This is a genomic window from Burkholderia semiarida (assembly GCF_029268935.1).
GTDB lineage: Bacteria > Pseudomonadota > Gammaproteobacteria > Burkholderiales > Burkholderiaceae > Burkholderia > Burkholderia semiarida.
In genome coordinates this window covers 293957-312657 of record NZ_JAHLCL010000007.1, presented here as the reverse complement: position 1 = coordinate 312657, position 18701 = coordinate 293957, and the positions used below count along the sequence as shown (strand labels likewise).

Here is an 18701-nt window from a genome sequence, read left to right as displayed (position 1 = left end):
CGTCGACGTCAGGCGTCGATCAGGTCGTCGAGGCGAAAGCGCGCGATCCGGTAGATCTGGTCGAGGCTCGCGCGCAGCTCCTCGTCGCGCGAATGATTCACGCGCGACTCGAAGTTCGCGATGATGCCGTGGCGGTCATAGCCGCGCACCGCGAGGATGAACGGGAAGCCGAATTTCTCGCGATACGTGCGGTTCAGCGTCAGCAGCTTGTCGAATTCTTCCTGCGTGCACTGGTCGAGGCCCGCGCCGCTCTGCTCGCGGGTCGACTCGGCCGTCAGCTCGCCGCGCACGGCGGCCTTGCCGGCCAGCTCCGGGTGGGCGTTGATCAGGGCGAGCTGGCGCGCTTCGCCACCGGTTTCCACCGCATCCGACATCGTCTCGTGCAGCGCGTCGATGCTCGCGAACGGCCGCTTGCCCGCGGCGACCTCGGCCACCCACGGCGAATGTTCGAAGATGCCCGACAGCGCCGCGACGAATGCGCCGGGCGCCATCGTGTTCAGTTGCTCCAACGTGTAACGCATCGCCTTCATGCTTTCCCTTCGTTTCGATGATTGGGCTGATACGGATGATGTTCACGCCAGTGACGCGCGATATCGACACGGCGCGTCACCCATACGCGATCGTGCTGCTCGATGTGGTCGAGAAAACGCTGCAGCCCGCGGAACCGGCCCGGCCGGCCGAGTAGCCGGCAGTGCATGCCGATCGACAGCATCTTCGGCGCCTCGTCGCCCTCCGCGTACAGCACGTCGAAGGCGTCGCGCAGGTACTGGAAGAAGTGGTCGCCGGTGTTGAAGCCCTGCGGCGTCGCGAAACGCATGTCGTTCGTGTCGAGCGTGTACGGCACGATCAGTTGCGGCGACGTGCGGCCGCCCGACACCTCGACGTCCATCCAGAACGGCAGGTCGTCGCCGTAGTTGTCGGAGTCGTACAGGAAGCCGCCGTATTCGGCGACCAGGCGGTGCGTATTGGGGCTGTCGCGGCCCGTATACCAGCCGAGCGGACGCTCGCCCGTCACGCGCTCGATCGCCTCCATCCCGAGGCGCATGTGCTCGGCTTCGAGCTCCGGCGTCATGCTCTGGTAGTGGATCCAGCGCCAGCCGTGGCACGCGATTTCATGGCCGAGCTCGACGAATGCGCGCGCAAGCTCCGGATGACGCTCGATCGCCATGCCGACGCCGAATACCGTCAGCGGCAATCCGCGCTTCTCGAACTCGCGCAGGATGCGCCACACGCCGGCCCGCGACCCGTATTCGTAGATCGACTCCATGCTCATGTGGCGGTCCGGGTACGCGGCCGCGCCGACGATTTCGGACAGGAACTGCTCGGAGCCCGGATCGCCGTGCAGCACGCAGTTCTCGCCGCCCTCCTCGTAGTTCAGCACGAATTGCACGGCGACGCGGGCGCGCCCCGGCCAGTTCGCCTGCACGGGATGGCGGCCGTAGCCGATCAGGTCGCGAGGATAATTGGGATCGAGTGGCATGGGTTCGAGGTGCGGCGAAAGCCTTGCTGAAGTAATGGGTTCGCATCGGCTGCACGGCGCCCGAGGCCGGCCGCACGAGCCGATGCGATGACGGCCCAGTGTAGCGAAAACGCTCATACGCGCCCATACAGCGGCGCAGATAGTGCGTGTCAGACGGTGTGTATGTGCGGTTGCGGCAAATTCGGGCCCGGCTCCGCCGCTTCGCCATCCGGCGGGCTGAAGCGGGCGAACGCGCCGTCGTAGCGCTTCGGCAGCGGGCGCGCGTAGTCGCCGCGCTTCGCGGTCGCGAGGCGCAGCGCGACGAGCGCCTCGGCCCACTTCACGGCCGCCGTGACGCCCTCGACCACCGGCGCGCCGATCTGCTGCTCGATCTCGTGCGCGAATTCGGCCATGCCCGCGCAGCCGAGCACGATCGCGTCGGCGCCGTCCTCGTCGAGCGCGCGCCGGCATTCGTCGGCGATGATCCGGCGCGCGGCCGAGCCGGGCCGGTCGAGTTCGAGCACCGCGACGTCGGTCGCGCGCACGTTGCGGCAGAACCGCTTCATCCCGTAGCGTTCCGCGAGGTGCCACGCCATCCCGCAGGTGCGCGCGAGCGTCGTCACGACCGAAAATCCCGGCGCCAGCACACTCGCCGCATGCATCGCGGCCTCGGCGATGCCGATCACCGGCCCGCGCGCGAGCTCACGCGCCGCATACAGGCCCGGATCGCCGAAACACGCGATCACGTACGCGTCGCAACCGTCGCGCTCGCCTTGCGCGATCTCGGCAAGCAGCCCCGGCGTCGCGAGCGCCTCGTCGTAATACCCTTCGATCGACGGCGGACCCATCGGCGGGCTCACGGCCACGATCTCCGTGCCGGCGGCCGCGACCTCGCGCGCGCAGCGGCCCATCGCGTCGGTCATCCGCTGCGTCGTATTCGGATTGATCAGTCGGATCTTCATCGCCCGCTCCTTACGCCTTCGCACTCGCGAGCATCCGGTAGAACACGAAGCCGAGCCCCGCGCCGATGAACCACGAGAAATTCGCGACGCCCTCCCAACCCGGCACCATCACGCAGGCGACCGCGATCACCGCGGCCGGCAGCAGCGCGGCAAGCGCGCGGCGATTCACGCCGCCCGTATACCAGTAGGCGCCGCTTTCCGACATCGTGTACAGGTCGTCGCGCACGAGGCGGCCGCGCTTGACGAGGTAGAAGTCGGCGATCAGCACGCCGTACAGCGGGCCGATGAACGCGCCAAGCACGTCGAGCGTGTAGTGGATCACGGCCGGGTTGTTGAACAGGTTCCACGGCGTGATGAAGATCGACGCGACGGCGGCGAGCATCCCGCCCGCGCGCCAGCTGATCAGGCGCGGCGCGACGTTCGAGAAATCGAACGCGGGCGACACGAAGTTCGCGACGATGTTGATGCCGATCGTCGCGATCGTGAACGTCAGCGCGCCCAGGATCACCGCGGTCGGATGGTCGATGCGGCCGACCGTCTCGACCGGGTCCGTGATGAGCTGGCCGAACACCGGCAGCGTCGCGGCGGTGGTGATCACCGTGACGAGCGAGAACGCGAGGAAGTTGACCGGCAGCCCCCAGAAATTGCCGCGCTTCACGTCGCCGAACGAGCGGCAGTAGCGCGAGAAATCGCCGAAGTTCAGCATCGGCCCGGAGAAGTACGACACGACGAGCGACACGGCGGTGATCATCACCGGAATCACTTCCGCGCCGTGATACTTGACGCCGCCGAGGTTGATGCCGATGTTGCGCCAGCCCGCGCGCCACACCATGTAGCCGGCGAGGATGAACATCACGACGTAGACGGCCGGGCCCGCGAAATCGATGAACTTCTTGATCGTCTCCATCCCGTTCCAGAACACGAACGCCTGGAGCACCCACAGCAGCATGAAGCCGGCCCAGCCGACCGCCGACAGCCCGAGAAAGCCGTAGCGATGGACGTCCGCGTACGGCAGCCATTGCGGGAAGAATTTCAGCACGACGATCACGAGCGCGCTCGACGCCAGATACGTCTGGATCCCGTACCACGCGATCGCGATCAACCCGCGGATCACGGCCGGCACGTTCGCGCCGAGCACGCCGAACGTCGCGCGGCACGCGACCGGATACGGCACGCCGATCTGCTGGCTCGGCCGCGCGATCAAGTTGCACAGCGCGTTCACGAGGCCGATGCCGACGATCAGCGCGATCAGCACCTGCCAGCTCGTCAGCCCGAGCGCGAACAGGCTGCCCGCGAACACGTAACCGCCGACGCTGTGGACGTCCGACATCCAGAACGCGAAGATGTTGTACGCACCCCACGTCTGATTTTTAAGGGGTGCCAAATCTTCGTTGTACAGACGTTCGCTGTAACCATCCGGCAGTGCCGGACCACCGCCCTCGCTGCCTTCTTCCGCCGGATAGGCGCTGTCGTGCGCCACACTGAACTGAGCCATGACTTCTCCTTGACGCGGCCGCAAGGCCGCTCCACCGTCATCGATATCGCCCCGGATCGTCGCCCGGAGTCGGACCAGCGGCCCGCGGCAAACGCCGCGGGCCTGCATTTCGCTCGTTCTGTGGCGCGCGGCCGTGTTCGCGTCGCCGCTCAGGCGCCGCCGAACACTTCGCGCAAATCGACCTGCCCTTGCGCGGGCCGGTCCAGCATCTTCAGTTCGACATGCTGCAGGTGGCGCGCCATCAGCGTCACCGCCTGCTTCGGATCGCCCGCCTCCAGCGCGGCGAGGATCTCGTCGTGGTCGTCGCACGAGCACGGGCTGCGCCCGTGCGATTCGTACAGCGCCGACATCAGCGTCGAGCGTGCGACGAGCCCTTCGAGGCACTCGCTGAGCGTCGCATTGCCCATCAGCGCGGCAAGCGCCGTATGGAATTCGCCCGACAGCCGGATCCACGCCGCGAAGTCGTGCCGCTCGAACGCCTTGCGTTCCTTGTCGATCAGCGCGGCGACGCCCTTCAGCCGCCTGGCGCCGGGGCCGGTCGCGAGCCGCTCGACCACGGCCAGCTCGATGATCCGGCGCATCTCGAACACTTCGTGCACGTCCTGCAGCGTCGGGCTCGCGACGAACGCGCCGCGGTTCGGCTCGAGCTCGACCAGCTTGTCGGTCGCGAGCTGCGCGAGCGCCTGGCGGATCGTTCCGCGCTTCACGCCGAACACGTCGCAGAGCTGCGCCTCCGTGAGCTTCGCGCCGGGCGCGAGCCGATGCTCGAGGATCGCGGTGCGGATCCGCTCGGCGATCGCGTCAGGGCTGGCCGCACCGGACGGAGGGGAATCGGGCTCGTTCATGATCGGCATCGTGTGATGGTCCTCATCCTAGAGTGGACACAAAGATTGTCAACAATTCTTTTGAAGGATTTCGCACAATCGGCGTGCGCCGGCGTGCCTGCATTCGGTGCAACGCGCACGAAATCCATGCATATCAAGCCTCACAGGCAAGACGGAGGCCCTTCTCGTCGTATACCCTTCCGCCGATTTTGTTGACAAAAATGGTGCAAAACCGGGCGAAACTCAGGTCGGCGTCAATGAAAAATATCGACGGTTAGTTGCGCATTTGCATAAAGAAAAAGGCGGGAAATGAACTGCACCCCAAAAGTTGGACACCCGTCCAACCTTTGGGGTGTTTTTCATGACGAAGTACAACGAGCAGTTCAAGCAACGCATCGTTGGCTCAAGTTGAAAGGGCTGAGTCCCGTGCAATACAGGACTCAGCCCTTGGGCGCCTAGCCTTTAACTGTCCAACTTTGCGGGGTCAGTTCAAAACCCGCCTTTCGATCGATCGCGCCGGCATCGCCGGCGTCAGCCGAGATGCGGATAGTCCGACAGCGTGAGCCGGAACCCGTGCGCATTCGCGACCAGTTGCGCCTGTGCGCCGAACGGCAGCGTCAACAGGTCGGGCACATGGCCGAACTGGAGCCCCGTGACGACCGGAATCCCGACCACCGCCCGTACCTGGTCGATCATCGCCTGCATGTCGTAGCCGTTGTCGTACTCGAACGGCCGCGCACCGGTGAACTGGCCGAGCACGAGCGCCTGCTGCCGCGCGAGCAGCCCCGACAGGTGCAGTTGATAGATCATCCGCTCGATCCGGAATGGCTGCTCGTTGACGTCTTCGATGAACAGGATGCCGCCCTCGATGTCGGGCATGTATGGCGTGCCGACCAGCGACGTGAGGATCGCGAGGTTGCCGCCCCACAGCGTGCCCGTCACGTTCACCGCCTGCACCTGCGGGGCGTCGGCCACGATCGTCGTGCTCGGCTGCGTCAGCGTCTGCCAGAAATGCTGCATCGTGAAGTCGCTCGGCGTTTCCGCGCCGAAATCGGCCGACAGCATCGGGCCGCCGAACGTCTTGATGCGCGCCTTCGCGTACAGCGCCAACTGGATCGCCGTGAAGTCGCTGTGACCGACGAGCGCGACCGGCTGGTCGCGCAGCCGGCGTTCGAGCCCGCGATAGTCGAGCCCGTGCAGGATGCGCGCGGCGCCGTAGCCGCCGCGCACCGCGAGCCCGATGTCCGGCAACGGCCGTGCGGGATCGGCGAGGCGGTTCAGGTCGCCTGCCCGCTCGCCGTCGGTGCCGCCGAAACGCTGGAAGCGGCGCTGCGTCGCCTCGATGTTCTCGATGCGCTGCTGCGCGGTGCTCAGGCGCTCGAGCGCGCGGTTGATCGCGTCGGGGTCGTGCGGATAGCCGGACGGCGCCAGCAGGCGAATGGTGTAGGACGCGGCGGGCTGGAAGGACATGGCGAAAGGTGTCGGGGTCGTCAAACCTGCTTAGAGGGTCCGAACCGTGGGCGGTTCACGAAACCATGCGCGCCCACAACGACGGGCGCGGCGGCGACGCGCCTATGACGCGCCGGATTCGGCGTCGCGGGCAAGCCGTGCTTCGCGCAGCGCGCGTCGGCGCTCGGCGAAGAACGACTTCAGCGCGGCGCCGCATTCGTCGGCGAGCACGCCGCCCGTCACTTCGGTATGGTGGTTCAGTTGCGGATTCGCGAATGCGTCGATCACGCTGCCGCACGCGCCCGTCTTCGGGTCGGCCGCGCCATAGACGACCCGCGCGATGCGGGCATGCATGATCGCGCCCGCACACATCAGGCACGGCTCGAGCGTCACATACAGCTCGCAGCCGGGCATCCGGTAATTCCGCAGGTGCTGCGCGGCCATGCGCAGCGCGGCCATTTCGGCATGCGCGGACGGGTCGTGCCCGCCGATCGGATGGTTGAAGCCGCGCGCGATCACTTCGTCGCCGCGCACGAGCACCGCGCCGACCGGCACTTCGCCGGCCGCGCGCGCCTCTTCGGCGGCGGCCTGCGCAAGACGCATGAAATGCAGATCGCGCGCCGAGATGGGCGCGGCTTCCAGAACGGGAGAATCGGCGGCGGGTTCGGCACCCGAGGCGGCTGCCGCAAGGCCAGCAGGGGCTGCGTCGGGCAGCGCGCCGGACGTCACATCGGCCCCGCTTCGGCGGGCGCTTCGTCGAGCCCGCGCTCGCACAGGCGTTCCGCGATACGCCGGCAGTAGTCGCGCGGCATCACCATCGGGCCGCCGCGCAGCGATTCGAGCGCCATGTCGAGCGCGAGGATCTTCGCTTGCAGCCGGCAGCGCGCGGCGCGGTCGCTGACCGCCTGCACCTCGTCGTGCAGGTTGCGCAGCGCGCGCAGTTGTTCGACGGCCGGCGGCACGAAGCCCGCATTCTTCAGGATACGGTTAGCCACCCGCACCTCCTCGGGCACGAGCAGGTCGTCATCCAGCGCCTGCGGCGCGCCGGTACCCGGCAAATCGTCGAACTCGCCCCGCGCGGCGGCGGCGGCAATACGTTGTTCGACCAGAGCGTCAAGCAATCTCATCAGTCAATCGGAACAATGCGGCAGGCCGAATTCTATCAGGGTGACGCCGGTATGACAGGCCCTTCGAATACATGCTCGATATTGTGCTTTTAGGGGCCGAATCGCAGCGCATGCGCGCCGATCGCAGCCACTTGCCGCGCTGCTGCGCCGCAGCAGGCCGAGCGCCGTTCGACCGCGTCCGAACGGGCGCGATGTCCGAGCCATTTTTTATCCGCGCCAGGAAGGTGGCCACAGCGCGCCCGGCGAAAACGCGAGGCGCCCCACTCCCCGCCCGATTACGCAGCCACCGTTTCCTGTCGCGCTTTCGCGAACGGGCGGAACAGCGTCGCGATCAGGAACGCGCCGATCCCGATCGCGAACGAGCCGAGGTACAGCCAGCCGTAGCTGCCGAGCGCATCGACGATCAGCCCGCCGGCCACCGGGCCCGCGGCCATCCCGAGGCTGCCGGCCATCGCGCAGCCGCCGATCACCGTGCCCATCATGCGCAGCGGGAAATTCTCGCGCGCGAGCACCGAATACAGCGGCATCACGCCCGCATAGATGAAGCCGAACAGCGTCGCGACCGCGTAGAAGCCGTCGAGCGTGCGCACGAAGTAGTAGCCGAGCGCGCCGAACGCCTGCGCGAGCAGTCCGGCGACCAGCATGCGCTTGGCGCCGAGGCGGTCGCCGAGTATCCCGAACGCGATCCGGCCGCCCATGCCGGCCAGCCCTTCGACGCTGTAGATCGACACGGCGACGATCAGCGGAATCCCGCAGGTCACCGCATAGCTGACCGTATGGAAGATCGGGCCCGAATGCGTCGCGCAACAGAAGAAGTTGGTCAGCACTAGCACCATGAACTGCGGCGAGCGCAGCGCATCCGCGACCGACATCGTCGGGGCCGGCGCGCCGGCAGGCGCCGACTCGGCCGCCGCCTGCGCGGGCGCGTGCTCGAGCGCGGGCGCCCGGCGCACCAGCAGCGACACCGGAATCATCACGACGGCCGCCAGCACGGCGATCAGCAGCATCGACGTGCGCCAGTCTCGCACCGACACGAGCCACGCGGCCAGCGGCGCCATCGTCATCGGCGCCATTCCCATGCCGGCCGACACGAGCGACACCGCAAGGCTGCGGTGCGTGTCGAACCAGCCGGTCACGCACGCCATCATCGGTGCGAATATCGCGGCCGTCGCGCTGCCGACGGCCAGCCCGAAGGTGAGCTGGAACACCAGCAGCGATGGCGCGCGGCTCGCGAGCGCCAGGCTGGCCGACAACAGCACGGCCCCCGCGATGACGACGGGCCGCGTGCCGACGCGGTCCGACAGGCTGCCCCACGCCATGCTCGCAAACGCCATCGCGATGAAGCCGAGCGTCATCGCCGCGGAAATGCCGGTCATCGACCAGCCCGTATCGTGCGCGATGGACCGCAGGAACACCGGCAACGAAAACATCGCGCCGATCGCGACGCACCCCATCAGGCCGCCCGCGGCGACAATGACCCAGCGGTATCGGGAATCCGGCATGTGGCGTGTCATGGGGTCTCTCCTCGTTCGTTGCGCCATTCGCGGAAAACCGGGGTGCCGGCCGCATGGCGCGGCGCACTGCCCGGTCGATATCGATACGACGGGCGACGCATCCGGGAATCGACATGCGGCGCGCATCGGGCCACGCCTTTTATTGTCGGCGATCCCGCTCGGCTCGCAAGGGTCGGTTCACCCGCTCGCGCCGCCGCCTGCCGCCGCCCCCTTTTTCCGCCACGGGAAATCGAAATCAGAAATGCTTGGTTGGGGCGCGCCCTTGCGCTGGCTACACTCGCCTCATCTTGTCATAACAAGTTGACCGATGCCCCCACCCAACGTCGTGCCGCTGTCAGCGGCCCCGCTCTACGTGCAGATCAAGGACACGCTGCGCGCGCGCATTCTCGACGGCACCTATGCGCCGCACAGCCGGATGCCGTCCGAGCACGAACTCTGCGCGATGTTCGACGTCAGCCGCATCACGGTGCGCCAGGCGCTCGGCGACCTGCAGAAGGAAGGCCTGCTGTTCAAGCTGCACGGCAAGGGCACGTTCGTGTCGAAGCCGAAGGCCTTCCAGAACGTGACGTCGCTGCAAGGGTTCGCCGAGGCGATGTCGTCGATGGGCTACGAGATCGTCAACCAGTTGCGCAGCCTGCGCACCGTGAAGGCCGATCGCCATCTCGCGACGAAGCTGAACGTGCCGGAAGGCGCGCCGCTCGTCGAGATCCATCGCGTGCGGCTGCTGAACCGCGAACCCGTGTCGCTCGAACAGACCTGGGTGCCGGAGGCGCTCGGCAAGCGGCTCGCGGGCGCCGATCTCGCGACCCGCGACATCTTCCTGATCCTGGAGAACGACTGCGGCATCCCGCTCGGCCACGCCGACGTGTCGATCGACGCGATCCTCGCCGACGACGACATCGTCGACGCGCTGCACGTCGAGGAAAGCAGCCCCGTGCTGCGCATCGAGCGCCTCACGCACGACGCGTCGGGGGCGCCGATCGACTACGAACACCTGTACTTCCGCGGCGACGCCTTCCAGTACCGGTTGCGCGTCGACCGGCAGAAGGCGCGCAAACCTGCAAGGAACCCACGATGAACACCCATGTGCACGAATACGACATCGTCGTGGTCGGCGGCGGCACGGCCGGGCCGATGGCGGCCATCAAGGCGAAGGAGCGCGATCCGTCGCTGCGCGTGCTGCTGCTCGAGAAGGCCAATGTCAAACGCAGCGGCGCGATCTCGATGGGGATGGACGGCCTGAACAACGCGGTGATTCCCGGCCATGCGACGCCCGAGCAGTACACGCGCGAGATCACGATCGCCAACGACGGGATCGTCGATCAAGCAGCCGTGTACGCGTACGCGGCGCACAGCTTCACGACGATCGAGCAGCTCGACCGCTGGGGCGTGAAGTTCGAGAAGGACGGCACCGGCGACTACGCGGTGAAGAAGGTCCACCACATGGGCTCGTACGTGCTGCCGATGCCGGAAGGACACGACATCAAGAAGGTGCTGTACCGGCAACTGAAGCGCGCGCGCATCGCGATCACGAACCGGATCGTCGCGACGCGCGTGCTGACCGACGCGCAGGGCCGCGCGAGCGGCGTGCTCGGCTTCGACTGCCGCACCGCCGAGTTCCACGCGATCCGCGCGAAGGCCGTGATCCTGTGCTGCGGCGCGGCCGGCCGCCTGGGCCTGCCGGCATCGGGCTACCTGATGGGCACGTACGAGAACCCGACCAACGCGGGCGACGGCTACGCGATGGCCTATCACGCGGGCGCGGCGCTCGCGAATCTCGAATGCTTCCAGATCAATCCGCTGATCAAGGACTACAACGGCCCGGCGTGCGCGTACGTGACGGGGCCCCTTGGCGGATTCACCGCGAACGGCAAGGGCGAACGCTTCATCGAATGCGACTACTGGAGCGGCCAGATGATGTGGGAGTTCTACCAGGAACTGCAAAGCGGCAACGGCCCGGTATTCCTGAAGCTCGACCATCTCGCGGAAGAAACGATCCAAACCATCGAGCAGATCCTGCACACGAACGAACGGCCGAGCCGCGGCCGCTTCCATGCGGGGCGCGGCACCGACTACCGCCGCCAGATGGTCGAGATGCACATCTCCGAAATCGGCTTCTGCAGCGGCCACAGCGCATCCGGCGTGTACGTGAATGCACGCGCGGAGACGACCGTGCCGGGGCTTTACGCAGCGGGCGACATGGCGGCCGTCCCGCACAACTACATGCTCGGGGCGTTTACGTACGGCTGGTTCGCCGGGCAGAACGCGGCCGATTACGTGGCCGGCCGCGACCATGCGCCGGTGGACGACGAACAGGTCGACGCCGAGCGCACCCGCGTGCTCGCACCGCTGATGCGCGAGCGCGGCCTCGCGCCGGCGCAGGTCGAGTACAAGCTGCGCCGCATGGTGAACGACTACCTGCAACCGCCGAAGGTGACGCGCAAGATGGAAATCGGGCTGCAACGCTTTGACGCCATTACCGAGGATATCGAAGAGATCAAAGCAAACCATCCGCACGAGCTGATGCGCGCGGCCGAAGTGCGCGCGATCCGCGACTGCGCGGAAATGGCCGCACGTGCATCGCTGTTCCGCACCGAAAGCCGCTGGGGCCTGTACCACCATCGCGTCGATTTTCCGCATCGCAACGATGCCGAATGGTTCTGCCACACCTGGCTGCGCAAGGATGCCGCAGGCGCGATGCGCAGCGAGAAGCGGCCGGTCGAGCCGTACGTCGTGCCGCTTGCCGACGACGAACGCGGCGCCTACGCGCAATTGCGCATCCGCGAACCGGCCGCGCTCGCGGCCGCCCTTTGAGGAGCCTTGCCATGCCGCATACCCCGCACGACATCTTCCAGCGCAGCAGCGCGCCCGTGACGATCGACGAGTCGCTGTGCATCGCCGACAAGGGCTGCACCGTGTGCGTCGACGTATGCCCGCTCGACCTGCTCGCGATCGACGTCACCAAGGGCAAGGCCTACATGCAGTTCGACGAATGCTGGTACTGCATGCCGTGCGAACGCGATTGCCCGACCGGCGCGGTCAAGGTCGACATCCCTTACCTGCTGCGCTGACACGGCGCGCGGCCCCGCACCGGCGACGGCACGACCGAGCCGGCCTCCGTCGACATCGAGCGCCGCTGTCTCGCGCTATTGCGCGAACGTCGCATCAGTACGCATGCCGGCCCGTTCACCGCACCGACTTTATCCATGACCGCTTCTTCCTCCGCTTTTCCGCTGCCGGGCGTGCCGGCCGGCGATCACGCCGATCACGCCGTGCTCGTCGCGCGCCTCGCCGCAGCCGATGCATCGGTGCGCCGCATCGCGCTGCTCGAACTCGCCGACCTCGAAGCGCCCGAACTCGTGCCGTCGTTCGTCGCGGCGCTGCGCGACGATGCGTCGGCCGATGTGCGCCGCGAGGCTGCACGCGTGCTCGACGCGTGGGAGCAGCCCGATGTCGTCGACGCGCTGTGCCACGCGCTGCTCGATCCGGACGGCGGCGTGCGCGCGACCGCCGCGCAAAGCCTGTCCGAACTGAAGAGCGCGGCATCGGGCGCCGTGCTGTGCCGCTGGGCCGACCGGCCCGAGCCGTTCGTGCGCGCCGCCGTGCTGCGCGGCTTGCGCGAGTTGCGCGACCCCGATGCGTTCGCGCCGGCGCTGCGCGCGCTCGATGCAAGCGATGCGGACGTCCGCGCCGAGGCGGTCGTCGTGCTCGGCTGGCTCAAGGACGGCCGCGCGCTGCCGCCGCTCGCGCGCGTCGCGACCACGGACACCGATGTGGACGTGCGGCGCGCCGCGGTCGGCGCAATCGGATTTGCTTCGGCGAGCGATGCGGCCGTCGTCACCGCATTGCTCGCCGCGCTGCGCGACGCCGCATGGCAGGTACGCGAGGAAGCCGCTGCCACGCTCGGCAAGCTGCGCGCCGCCGTTGCGCGCGACCCGCTCGTCGCCGCGCTCGACGACGATTACTGGCAAGTGCGCGTGCGCGCCGTCCGCGCACTCGGCCAATTGCGCGATGCGGCCGCGGCATCGGCCGTCGTCGCGCTGCTCTCGCATGCGATCAGCAATCTGCGCAAGGAAGCCGCACTCGCGCTCGGCGAATTGCGCAACCGGGAAACGCTGCCGGCGCTGCACGGCGCACTCGACGATCGCGACCCCGAAGTACGCAAGGCCGCACGGATCGCGATCGGACAGATCGACGAGGCGTCGCGATGATCGCGCCGACCGAAATTGCACTCGATCACCCCGCGCATGCACTGACGTTGCACTGGCCCGGCGGCGTCACGCAACGCATCGGCTATGCGCGGTTGCGCGGCGATTGCCCGTGTGCGCAATGCCGGAGAATCCGCTTCGATGGCGGCCATATCGACGCGCGGGCCAGCCTGACGTTGGACGGCGTGGAAGCGCTCGGCTACGGCGTGCGCTTCCTGTTCGGCGACGGCCATGCACGCGGCATCTATCCGTGGCCGTACCTGGCGGAGATCGCGTCGCGGCGATGACCCGGCTGCCGCGGTCGCGCGGGCCGGATGGCAGGCATGCGCAAACGCTGCGATACTGACGCCCACGATCGCATCACTCACCGTGGGAGCAGCATCATGCAAACCGCAGTCGGATTCATCGGCCTCGGCGTGATGGGCACGCCGATGGCGCTCAATCTCGCGCGGGCCGGCACGCCGCTCGTCGTGTGGAGTCGTTCGCACGGCAGCGACGATGCACTGCGCGACGCCGGCGCACAGGTGGCCGACGGCATCGACGACGTATTCGCGTCCTGCCGCACCGTGATCCTGATGCTCGCGAACGACGCGGCCATCGATGCCGCTCTCGCCCGCGGCACACGTGCTTTTGCCGCGCGGGTCGGTGGACACACGATCGTCAACATGGGCACGAATGCGCCCGAGTATTCTCGCGCGCTCGCCGACGACATCGCCGCCGCGTCGGGCCGCTACGTCGAGGCGCCGGTATCGGGCTCGCGCAAGCCGGCCGAAGCCGGTCAGCTCGTCGTGATGCTGGCCGGCGCGCCGGACGATGTCGATGCCATCCGCACGCTCGTGAAGCCGCTGTGCCGCGACAGCTTCGTGTGCGGCTACGTGCCGGCAGCGCTGACGATGAAGCTCGCCGTCAACCTGTTCCTGATCACGATGGTCACCGGTCTCGCCGAAGCCACGCACTTCGCGCAACGTCACGGCATCGACCTCACGCGCTTCGCCGACGTGCTGAATGCCGGCCCGATGGCGAGCGACGTGTCGCGCGTGAAGCTCGGCAAGTTCGTCACGCAAGATTTCTCGGTGCAGGCCGCGATCAGCGACGTGCTGAAAAACGCGCGCCTCGTCGCCGAGTCCGCGCGCGGCATCGGCATCGCGTCGCCGCTGCTCGACATCTGCCATGCGCTTTACGGCGAAACCGAACAGGCCGGACATGGCGCGGCCGATATGGTCGCCGTGATCCGCGCGATCGAACGGCGTACCGGGGACATGCGATGAGCGGCGTGCACACTCACCTATTCGTTCGCAGCGGCAGGTAGGCACAACCATGTCCGCAACCGGCACGTCCGCAACCGGCAACGCTGCACCGTTGCGCCCCGTTCCCGCCGTGATCGGCATCGTGCTGCGCGAACGCGACGTGCTGCTCGTGCGCCGCGCGAACCCGCCCGATGCCGGCTGCTGGGGCTTCCCCGGCGGCAAGATCGAGCCCGGCGAGCCGCTTGCCGAGGCGGTCGTGCGCGAGATCGCGGAAGAAACGACGATCGACGTGGAGGCGCTCGACGCCTTTACCGCGCTGGACGCGTTCGATTACGATGCGCACGGCGCCGTGCGCCAGCATTTCATCATGGTCGCGGTGCTGTGCAGATGGCTGCGCGGCACGCCAGCCGCCGGCGACGACGCGCTCGACGCGCGCTGGTTCGGCCTCGACGAACTCGACCGCGACGATTTGCCGATGAGCGCGGGCGTGCGCGATGTCGCGCGACGGGCGATCGAGCGGGCGGCGGTGCTGGACAACATGCGGCCGCCATCCGCCTAACACTTCCGCGGTCGCTTGCGCATCATCGCGATGCGTTCGCTCCGTCACTAAGCCGGCTACCCGCCGAGCGCCGGACCACCCACATCAGACCATGATCACAATCCGACCATCCACCGAGGCCGACGGCACACGCGTACTTGATATCTGGCGCCAAGCCGTCGATGCCACGCATCACTTCCTGAGCGAAGACGATCGTCGCGCGATCGAATCCGAAGTCGTCGCGTTCCTGCCGGGCGCACCGCTCGATCTGGCCGTCGACGAAACCGATCGCCCGATCGGCTTCATGCTGCTCGACGGCAGCCACATGGAAGCGCTGTTCGTCGATCCCGCCCACCATCGCGCGGGGATCGGGCGGCTGCTCGTCGAAGAGGCGATCAAGCGCCATCCCGACCTGTCGACCGACGTCAACGAACAGAACGAAGCGGCGGCACGATTCTATGAACGGCTCGGATTCGAGCGCTGCGGGCGATCGGAGCTGGATGGACAAGGGCGGCCTTATTCGCTGATTCATCTTCGTTATCGCGGGGGCGGTCGAGACTGAAAATCATCCCGACGGGCTGAGATTTTCATTATCGTCAATCGGCAGCCTGCCCACTCGCCGCTCGACGAACCCGCCGTTCGCGCGCCCGAAGATGCTACCCTCTCGGCCACACTCGACATCCTCTAATGAAGCACCCGAATTCAACCATGCAAACCGTCGCGGTACTGGACTTCGAAACAACCGGGCTGTCGCCGAATCTGGGCGACCGTGCAACCGAAATTGCCGTCATCCTGCTGCGCGACGGGCAGGTCGTCGACCGTTTCCAGAGTTTGATGAATGCAGGCCGACGCATCCCGTCCGACGTCGTCGCGCTCACGGGCATCACGAACGACATGATCGCGGCGGCGCCCCCGGCTTCCGAAGTCATGAAGGAAGCGGCGGCGTTCGTCGGCCAGCATGCGGTCGTGGCCCACAACGCCGGTTTCGACAAACGCTTCTGGCAGTCGGAACTCGGGATGCTCGGCATGTCGGCCGACCATGCATTTGCGTGCACGATGCTGGTGGCGCGACGGATCTACCCGGACGCGCGCAGTCACCGCCTGTCGAGCCTGGCCGAGATGCTGCGGCTGCCGCAATCGGGCCGTGCGCACCGCGCGATGGTCGATGCGGAGATGGCTGGCCATCTGTGGTGCCGGTTGCAACAGGACATTTCGCGGACTTATGGGCTGGATCGCATCGATCATGCGCTGATGTCACGCGTTCAGGCGACGACCAAGGCGAAAGTGCCGATGTATCTGCGGTCGCTCGGGCGGGCGCATGTGTGACGTATCCGGTCCCGGAACGGAAAACGCCACGCTCGCCGATTTCATGCGTTAACGCAAAACGGCCTGGCAATCCATTGCCAGGCCGCTTCTTGCCCCTGCGTGAGCCGGGGCAGCAAGCCAACCGAATCGGTCATCCGCTTGCGAACTATCGCGACATCAAGCGATGCGCCACGACACAAGCGGAATCGAACGCCGATTTAGCCGAAATGCTCACTCCCACTCAATCGTCGCCGGCGGCTTCCCCGAGATGTCGTACACGACCCGGTTGATCCCGCGCACTTCATTGATGATCCGGTTCGACGCGCGGCCGAGCAGCGCATACGGCAGATGCGCCCAATGCGCGGTCATGAAGTCGGTCGTCTGCACGGCCCGCAACGACGTCACATAGTCATACGTCCGCCCATCGCCCATCACGCCGACCGACTTCACCGGCAGGAACACCGCGAACGCCTGGCTCGTCAGGTCGTACCAGCTCTTGCCGACGTCGGCGTCGCCGCACAGGCCGGCCGCCGCATCCTGCGCGGTCGCGACCGTGCCGCGCAGTTCCTCGATGAAGATCGCGTCCGCGCGGCGCAGCAGATCCGCGTACTCGCGCTTCACTTCGCCGAGAATCCGCACGCCGAGGCCCGGGCCCGGGAACGGATGGCGGTACACCATCTCCGGCGGCAGGCCGAGCGCGACGCCCAGCTCGCGCACTTCGTCCTTGAACAGGTCGCGCAGCGGTTCGAGCAGCTTCAGGCCGAGCGTTTCCGGCAGGCCGCCGACGTTGTGGTGGCTCTTGATCGTCGTCGCCTTCTTCGTCTTCGTGCCGCCCGATTCGACCACGTCCGGGTAGATCGTGCCCTGCGCGAGCCACTTCGCCTTCGACAGCTTCTTCGCTTCCGCCTGGAACACCTCGACGAACTCGCGGCCGATGATCTTGCGCTTCGCTTCCGGATCGGTCACGCCGGCCAGATGGCCGAGGAACTGGTCGGACGCGTCGACGTGCACGACCTTCGCATGCAGGCGGCCCTCGAACATGTCGAGCACCATCTTGCCCTCGTTCAGGCGCAGCAGGCCGTGGTCGACGAACACGCACGTCAGTTGATCGCCGATCGCACGATGGATCAGCGCGGCCGCGACGCTCGAATCGACGCCGCCCGACAGGCCGAGAATCACTTCCTCGTCACCGACCTGCTCGCGGATCTTCGCGACGGCTTCCTCGATGTGGTTCTTCATGATCCAGTCGGGCTTCGCGCCGGCGATCTGCAGCACGAAGCGTTCGATGATCTGCCGGCCCTTCACCGTGTGCGTGACTTCCGGGTGGAACTGCACCGCGTAGTAGCCGCGCGCCTCGTCGGCCATGCCGGCGATCGGGCAGCTCGGCGTCGACGCCATCAGCGCGAAGCCCGGCGGCAACTCGGCCACCTTGTCGCCGTGGCTCATCCAGACCTTCAGCATCCCGTGGCCTTCGGCCGTCGTGAAATCCTCGATGCCGTCGAGCAGGCGCGTATGGCCGTGCGCACGCATTTCCGCGTAACCGAATTCGCGATGATCGCTCCACTCGACCTTGCCGCCGAGCTGCACGGCCATCGTCTGCATCCCGTAGCAGATGCCGAGCACCGGCACGCCGAGATCCCACACGGCCTGCGGCGCACGCAGCTGGTGGTCTTCATACGTGCTCGCGTGGCTGCCCGACAGGATCACCGCCTTCGGCGCGAACTCGCGGACGAAGTCGTCGGACACGTCGTTCGGGTGAATTTCGCAGTAGACGTGCGCTTCGCGCACGCGGCGCGCGATCAGTTGGGTGACTTGCGAACCGAAGTCGAGAATCAGGATTTTGTCGTGCATGGCTGCGGACGGGATGAAGAGAATAAGAAAAGCAGCGCATCGAGCGCTGCGTCAAAAACATGGACAGCGGCGTCGGGCGGCAGGCGGCTCGCGCGACGCATCGCCGGTCAATCCTGCGACGGCGGGCGCGCGTCGAACGCGACGCTGCCTGACGCACGGTCGGATGCGGCCGACGGGGTAGCCGCGGCCGGCGCCGCAGGCGCCACCGGACGGCTGACGACCGGCTCGACTCGCGGCTGCGCCACGGAGGCCGGCGCCGGTTCGACCGGACGCTTCGCATCGCGGCCCTCGAGCGCCTGCGCCTTGTCGGCCCTTTCGCGCCGGCGCACGGCCGATGCGAGCCGCACGCCGCCGAGGCCGAGCACGATCAGCGCGACGCCGGCCACGGCCGACAGCACCCGGCCGGCGGCCGCGAGCGCCGGCCCGCTGCCGGTGCCGATCGACCACACGACCGTCAGCACGCCGGTCAGCCAGTACACGTGGCCGACCGGGCGCGCGACGGGCGCCGTGAGATCGCCGTTGAACGCCGCATGAAACGCGAGCCACGCGAGCCCGAGCAGCGCGATGCCGAACGCCTGGCCGAGCATCGCGGGCTGGATGTTCGCCAGTTGCAGCGCATTGAACAGCGCCTGCCAGGGCGTCAGCACGAACAGCGCGCCGAACGCCAGCAGCAGTACGGCATCGACGATCAGCACGGCTCGCAGCAGCGGTTTCATCGGCGA

General features: G+C 67.4%; 20 protein-coding genes. 9 read left to right on the top strand and 11 right to left on the bottom strand.

All coding sequences use genetic code 11. The features are described 5' to 3' along the window. Positions 1-8: 8 nt before the first annotated feature. From uraD to KPB06_RS14350, 9 genes are all read right to left on the bottom strand, one after another. Positions 9-530 (bottom strand): 2-oxo-4-hydroxy-4-carboxy-5-ureidoimidazoline decarboxylase, encoded by a 522-nt coding sequence (gene uraD, locus KPB06_RS14390; RefSeq protein ID WP_059585149.1) that lies wholly within the window; start codon positions 528-530, stop codon positions 9-11. Next, positions 527-1480, bottom strand: a complete 954-nt coding sequence (gene puuE / locus KPB06_RS14385) for an allantoinase PuuE (RefSeq protein WP_059585148.1) — start codon at positions 1478-1480, stop codon at positions 527-529. Before puuE ends, uraD begins: the two co-directional genes overlap by 4 nt. A gap of 149 nt (positions 1481-1629) precedes the next feature. Then, entirely contained in the window at positions 1630-2421 is a 792-nt protein-coding gene (locus KPB06_RS14380) for an aspartate/glutamate racemase family protein (RefSeq protein ID WP_059585147.1), read from the bottom strand. A gap of 10 nt (positions 2422-2431) precedes the next feature. Continuing rightward, positions 2432-3916 (bottom strand): NCS1 family nucleobase:cation symporter-1, encoded by a 1485-nt coding sequence (locus KPB06_RS14375; RefSeq protein ID WP_059585146.1) that lies wholly within the window; start codon positions 3914-3916, stop codon positions 2432-2434. Positions 3917-4065: 149 nt separating this feature from the next. Continuing rightward, a complete protein-coding gene (locus tag KPB06_RS14370) occupies positions 4066-4770 on the bottom strand; it encodes a GntR family transcriptional regulator (RefSeq protein ID WP_059585145.1) in 705 nt (234 codons plus the stop codon). A 501-nt stretch (positions 4771-5271) separates the two neighbouring features. Beyond that, on the bottom strand, positions 5272-6210 hold the full coding sequence (gene ldcA, locus KPB06_RS14365) for a muramoyltetrapeptide carboxypeptidase (RefSeq protein WP_059608799.1): 939 nt from the start codon (positions 6208-6210) through the stop codon (positions 5272-5274). A 102-nt stretch (positions 6211-6312) separates the two neighbouring features. Then, a complete protein-coding gene (gene tadA, locus KPB06_RS14360; RefSeq protein ID WP_373453007.1) occupies positions 6313-6903 on the bottom strand; it encodes a tRNA adenosine(34) deaminase TadA in 591 nt (196 codons plus the stop codon). Between the two features lie 11 nt (positions 6904-6914). Further along, entirely contained in the window at positions 6915-7316 is a 402-nt protein-coding gene (locus tag KPB06_RS14355) for a DnaJ family domain-containing protein (protein ID WP_012328731.1), read from the bottom strand. Positions 7317-7591: 275 nt separating this feature from the next. Continuing rightward, the gene (locus tag KPB06_RS14350) at positions 7592-8818 is read right to left on the bottom strand and encodes an MFS transporter (protein WP_059573732.1); all 1227 of its coding nucleotides are present in this window, start codon (positions 8816-8818) and stop codon (positions 7592-7594) included. Positions 8819-9137: 319 nt separating this feature from the next. Between KPB06_RS14350 and KPB06_RS14345 the strand changes: the two genes are divergently transcribed. The 9 genes from KPB06_RS14345 (at position 9138) to KPB06_RS14305 (ending at position 16149) form a co-directional block, all read left to right on the top strand. Then, positions 9138-9908, top strand: a complete 771-nt coding sequence (locus tag KPB06_RS14345) for a GntR family transcriptional regulator (protein ID WP_059573723.1) — start codon at positions 9138-9140, stop codon at positions 9906-9908. After that, complete coding sequence (locus KPB06_RS14340; RefSeq protein WP_275906134.1) at positions 9905-11644, top strand: fumarate reductase/succinate dehydrogenase flavoprotein subunit; 1740 nt, start codon at positions 9905-9907, stop codon at positions 11642-11644. Before KPB06_RS14345 ends, KPB06_RS14340 begins: the two co-directional genes overlap by 4 nt. 11 nt (positions 11645-11655) lie before the next feature. Continuing rightward, positions 11656-11901 (top strand): 4Fe-4S dicluster domain-containing protein, encoded by a 246-nt coding sequence (locus KPB06_RS14335; protein ID WP_006490846.1) that lies wholly within the window; start codon positions 11656-11658, stop codon positions 11899-11901. Between the two features lie 135 nt (positions 11902-12036). Beyond that, positions 12037-13041: a HEAT repeat domain-containing protein gene (locus KPB06_RS14330; protein WP_275906133.1), complete on the top strand. Its 1005-nt coding sequence runs from the start codon at positions 12037-12039 to the stop codon at positions 13039-13041. Continuing rightward, complete coding sequence (locus KPB06_RS14325) at positions 13038-13325, top strand: gamma-butyrobetaine hydroxylase-like domain-containing protein (RefSeq protein ID WP_059573720.1); 288 nt, start codon at positions 13038-13040, stop codon at positions 13323-13325. Before KPB06_RS14330 ends, KPB06_RS14325 begins: the two co-directional genes overlap by 4 nt. A 36-nt stretch (positions 13326-13361) precedes the next feature. Beyond that, complete coding sequence (locus KPB06_RS14320) at positions 13362-14306, top strand: NAD(P)-dependent oxidoreductase (RefSeq protein ID WP_124864138.1); 945 nt, start codon at positions 13362-13364, stop codon at positions 14304-14306. Between the two features lie 49 nt (positions 14307-14355). Further along, positions 14356-14844, top strand: coding sequence for an NUDIX hydrolase (locus KPB06_RS14315; protein ID WP_275906132.1), 489 nt, complete (start codon positions 14356-14358; stop codon positions 14842-14844). Between the two features lie 91 nt (positions 14845-14935). Further along, complete coding sequence (locus KPB06_RS14310) at positions 14936-15385, top strand: acetyltransferase (RefSeq protein WP_275906131.1); 450 nt, start codon at positions 14936-14938, stop codon at positions 15383-15385. Positions 15386-15531: 146 nt separating this feature from the next. Continuing rightward, complete coding sequence (locus KPB06_RS14305; protein ID WP_059645438.1) at positions 15532-16149, top strand: 3'-5' exonuclease; 618 nt, start codon at positions 15532-15534, stop codon at positions 16147-16149. 210 nt (positions 16150-16359) lie between these two features. Here the strand turns inward: KPB06_RS14305 and guaA are convergent, their stop codons facing one another. Further along, positions 16360-17979: a glutamine-hydrolyzing GMP synthase gene (gene guaA, locus KPB06_RS14300; protein ID WP_059573715.1), complete on the bottom strand. Its 1620-nt coding sequence runs from the start codon at positions 17977-17979 to the stop codon at positions 16360-16362. Between the two features lie 107 nt (positions 17980-18086). After that, positions 18087-18695, bottom strand: coding sequence for a hypothetical protein (locus tag KPB06_RS14295; protein WP_089464906.1), 609 nt, complete (start codon positions 18693-18695; stop codon positions 18087-18089). Positions 18696-18701: the final 6 nt, after the last annotated feature.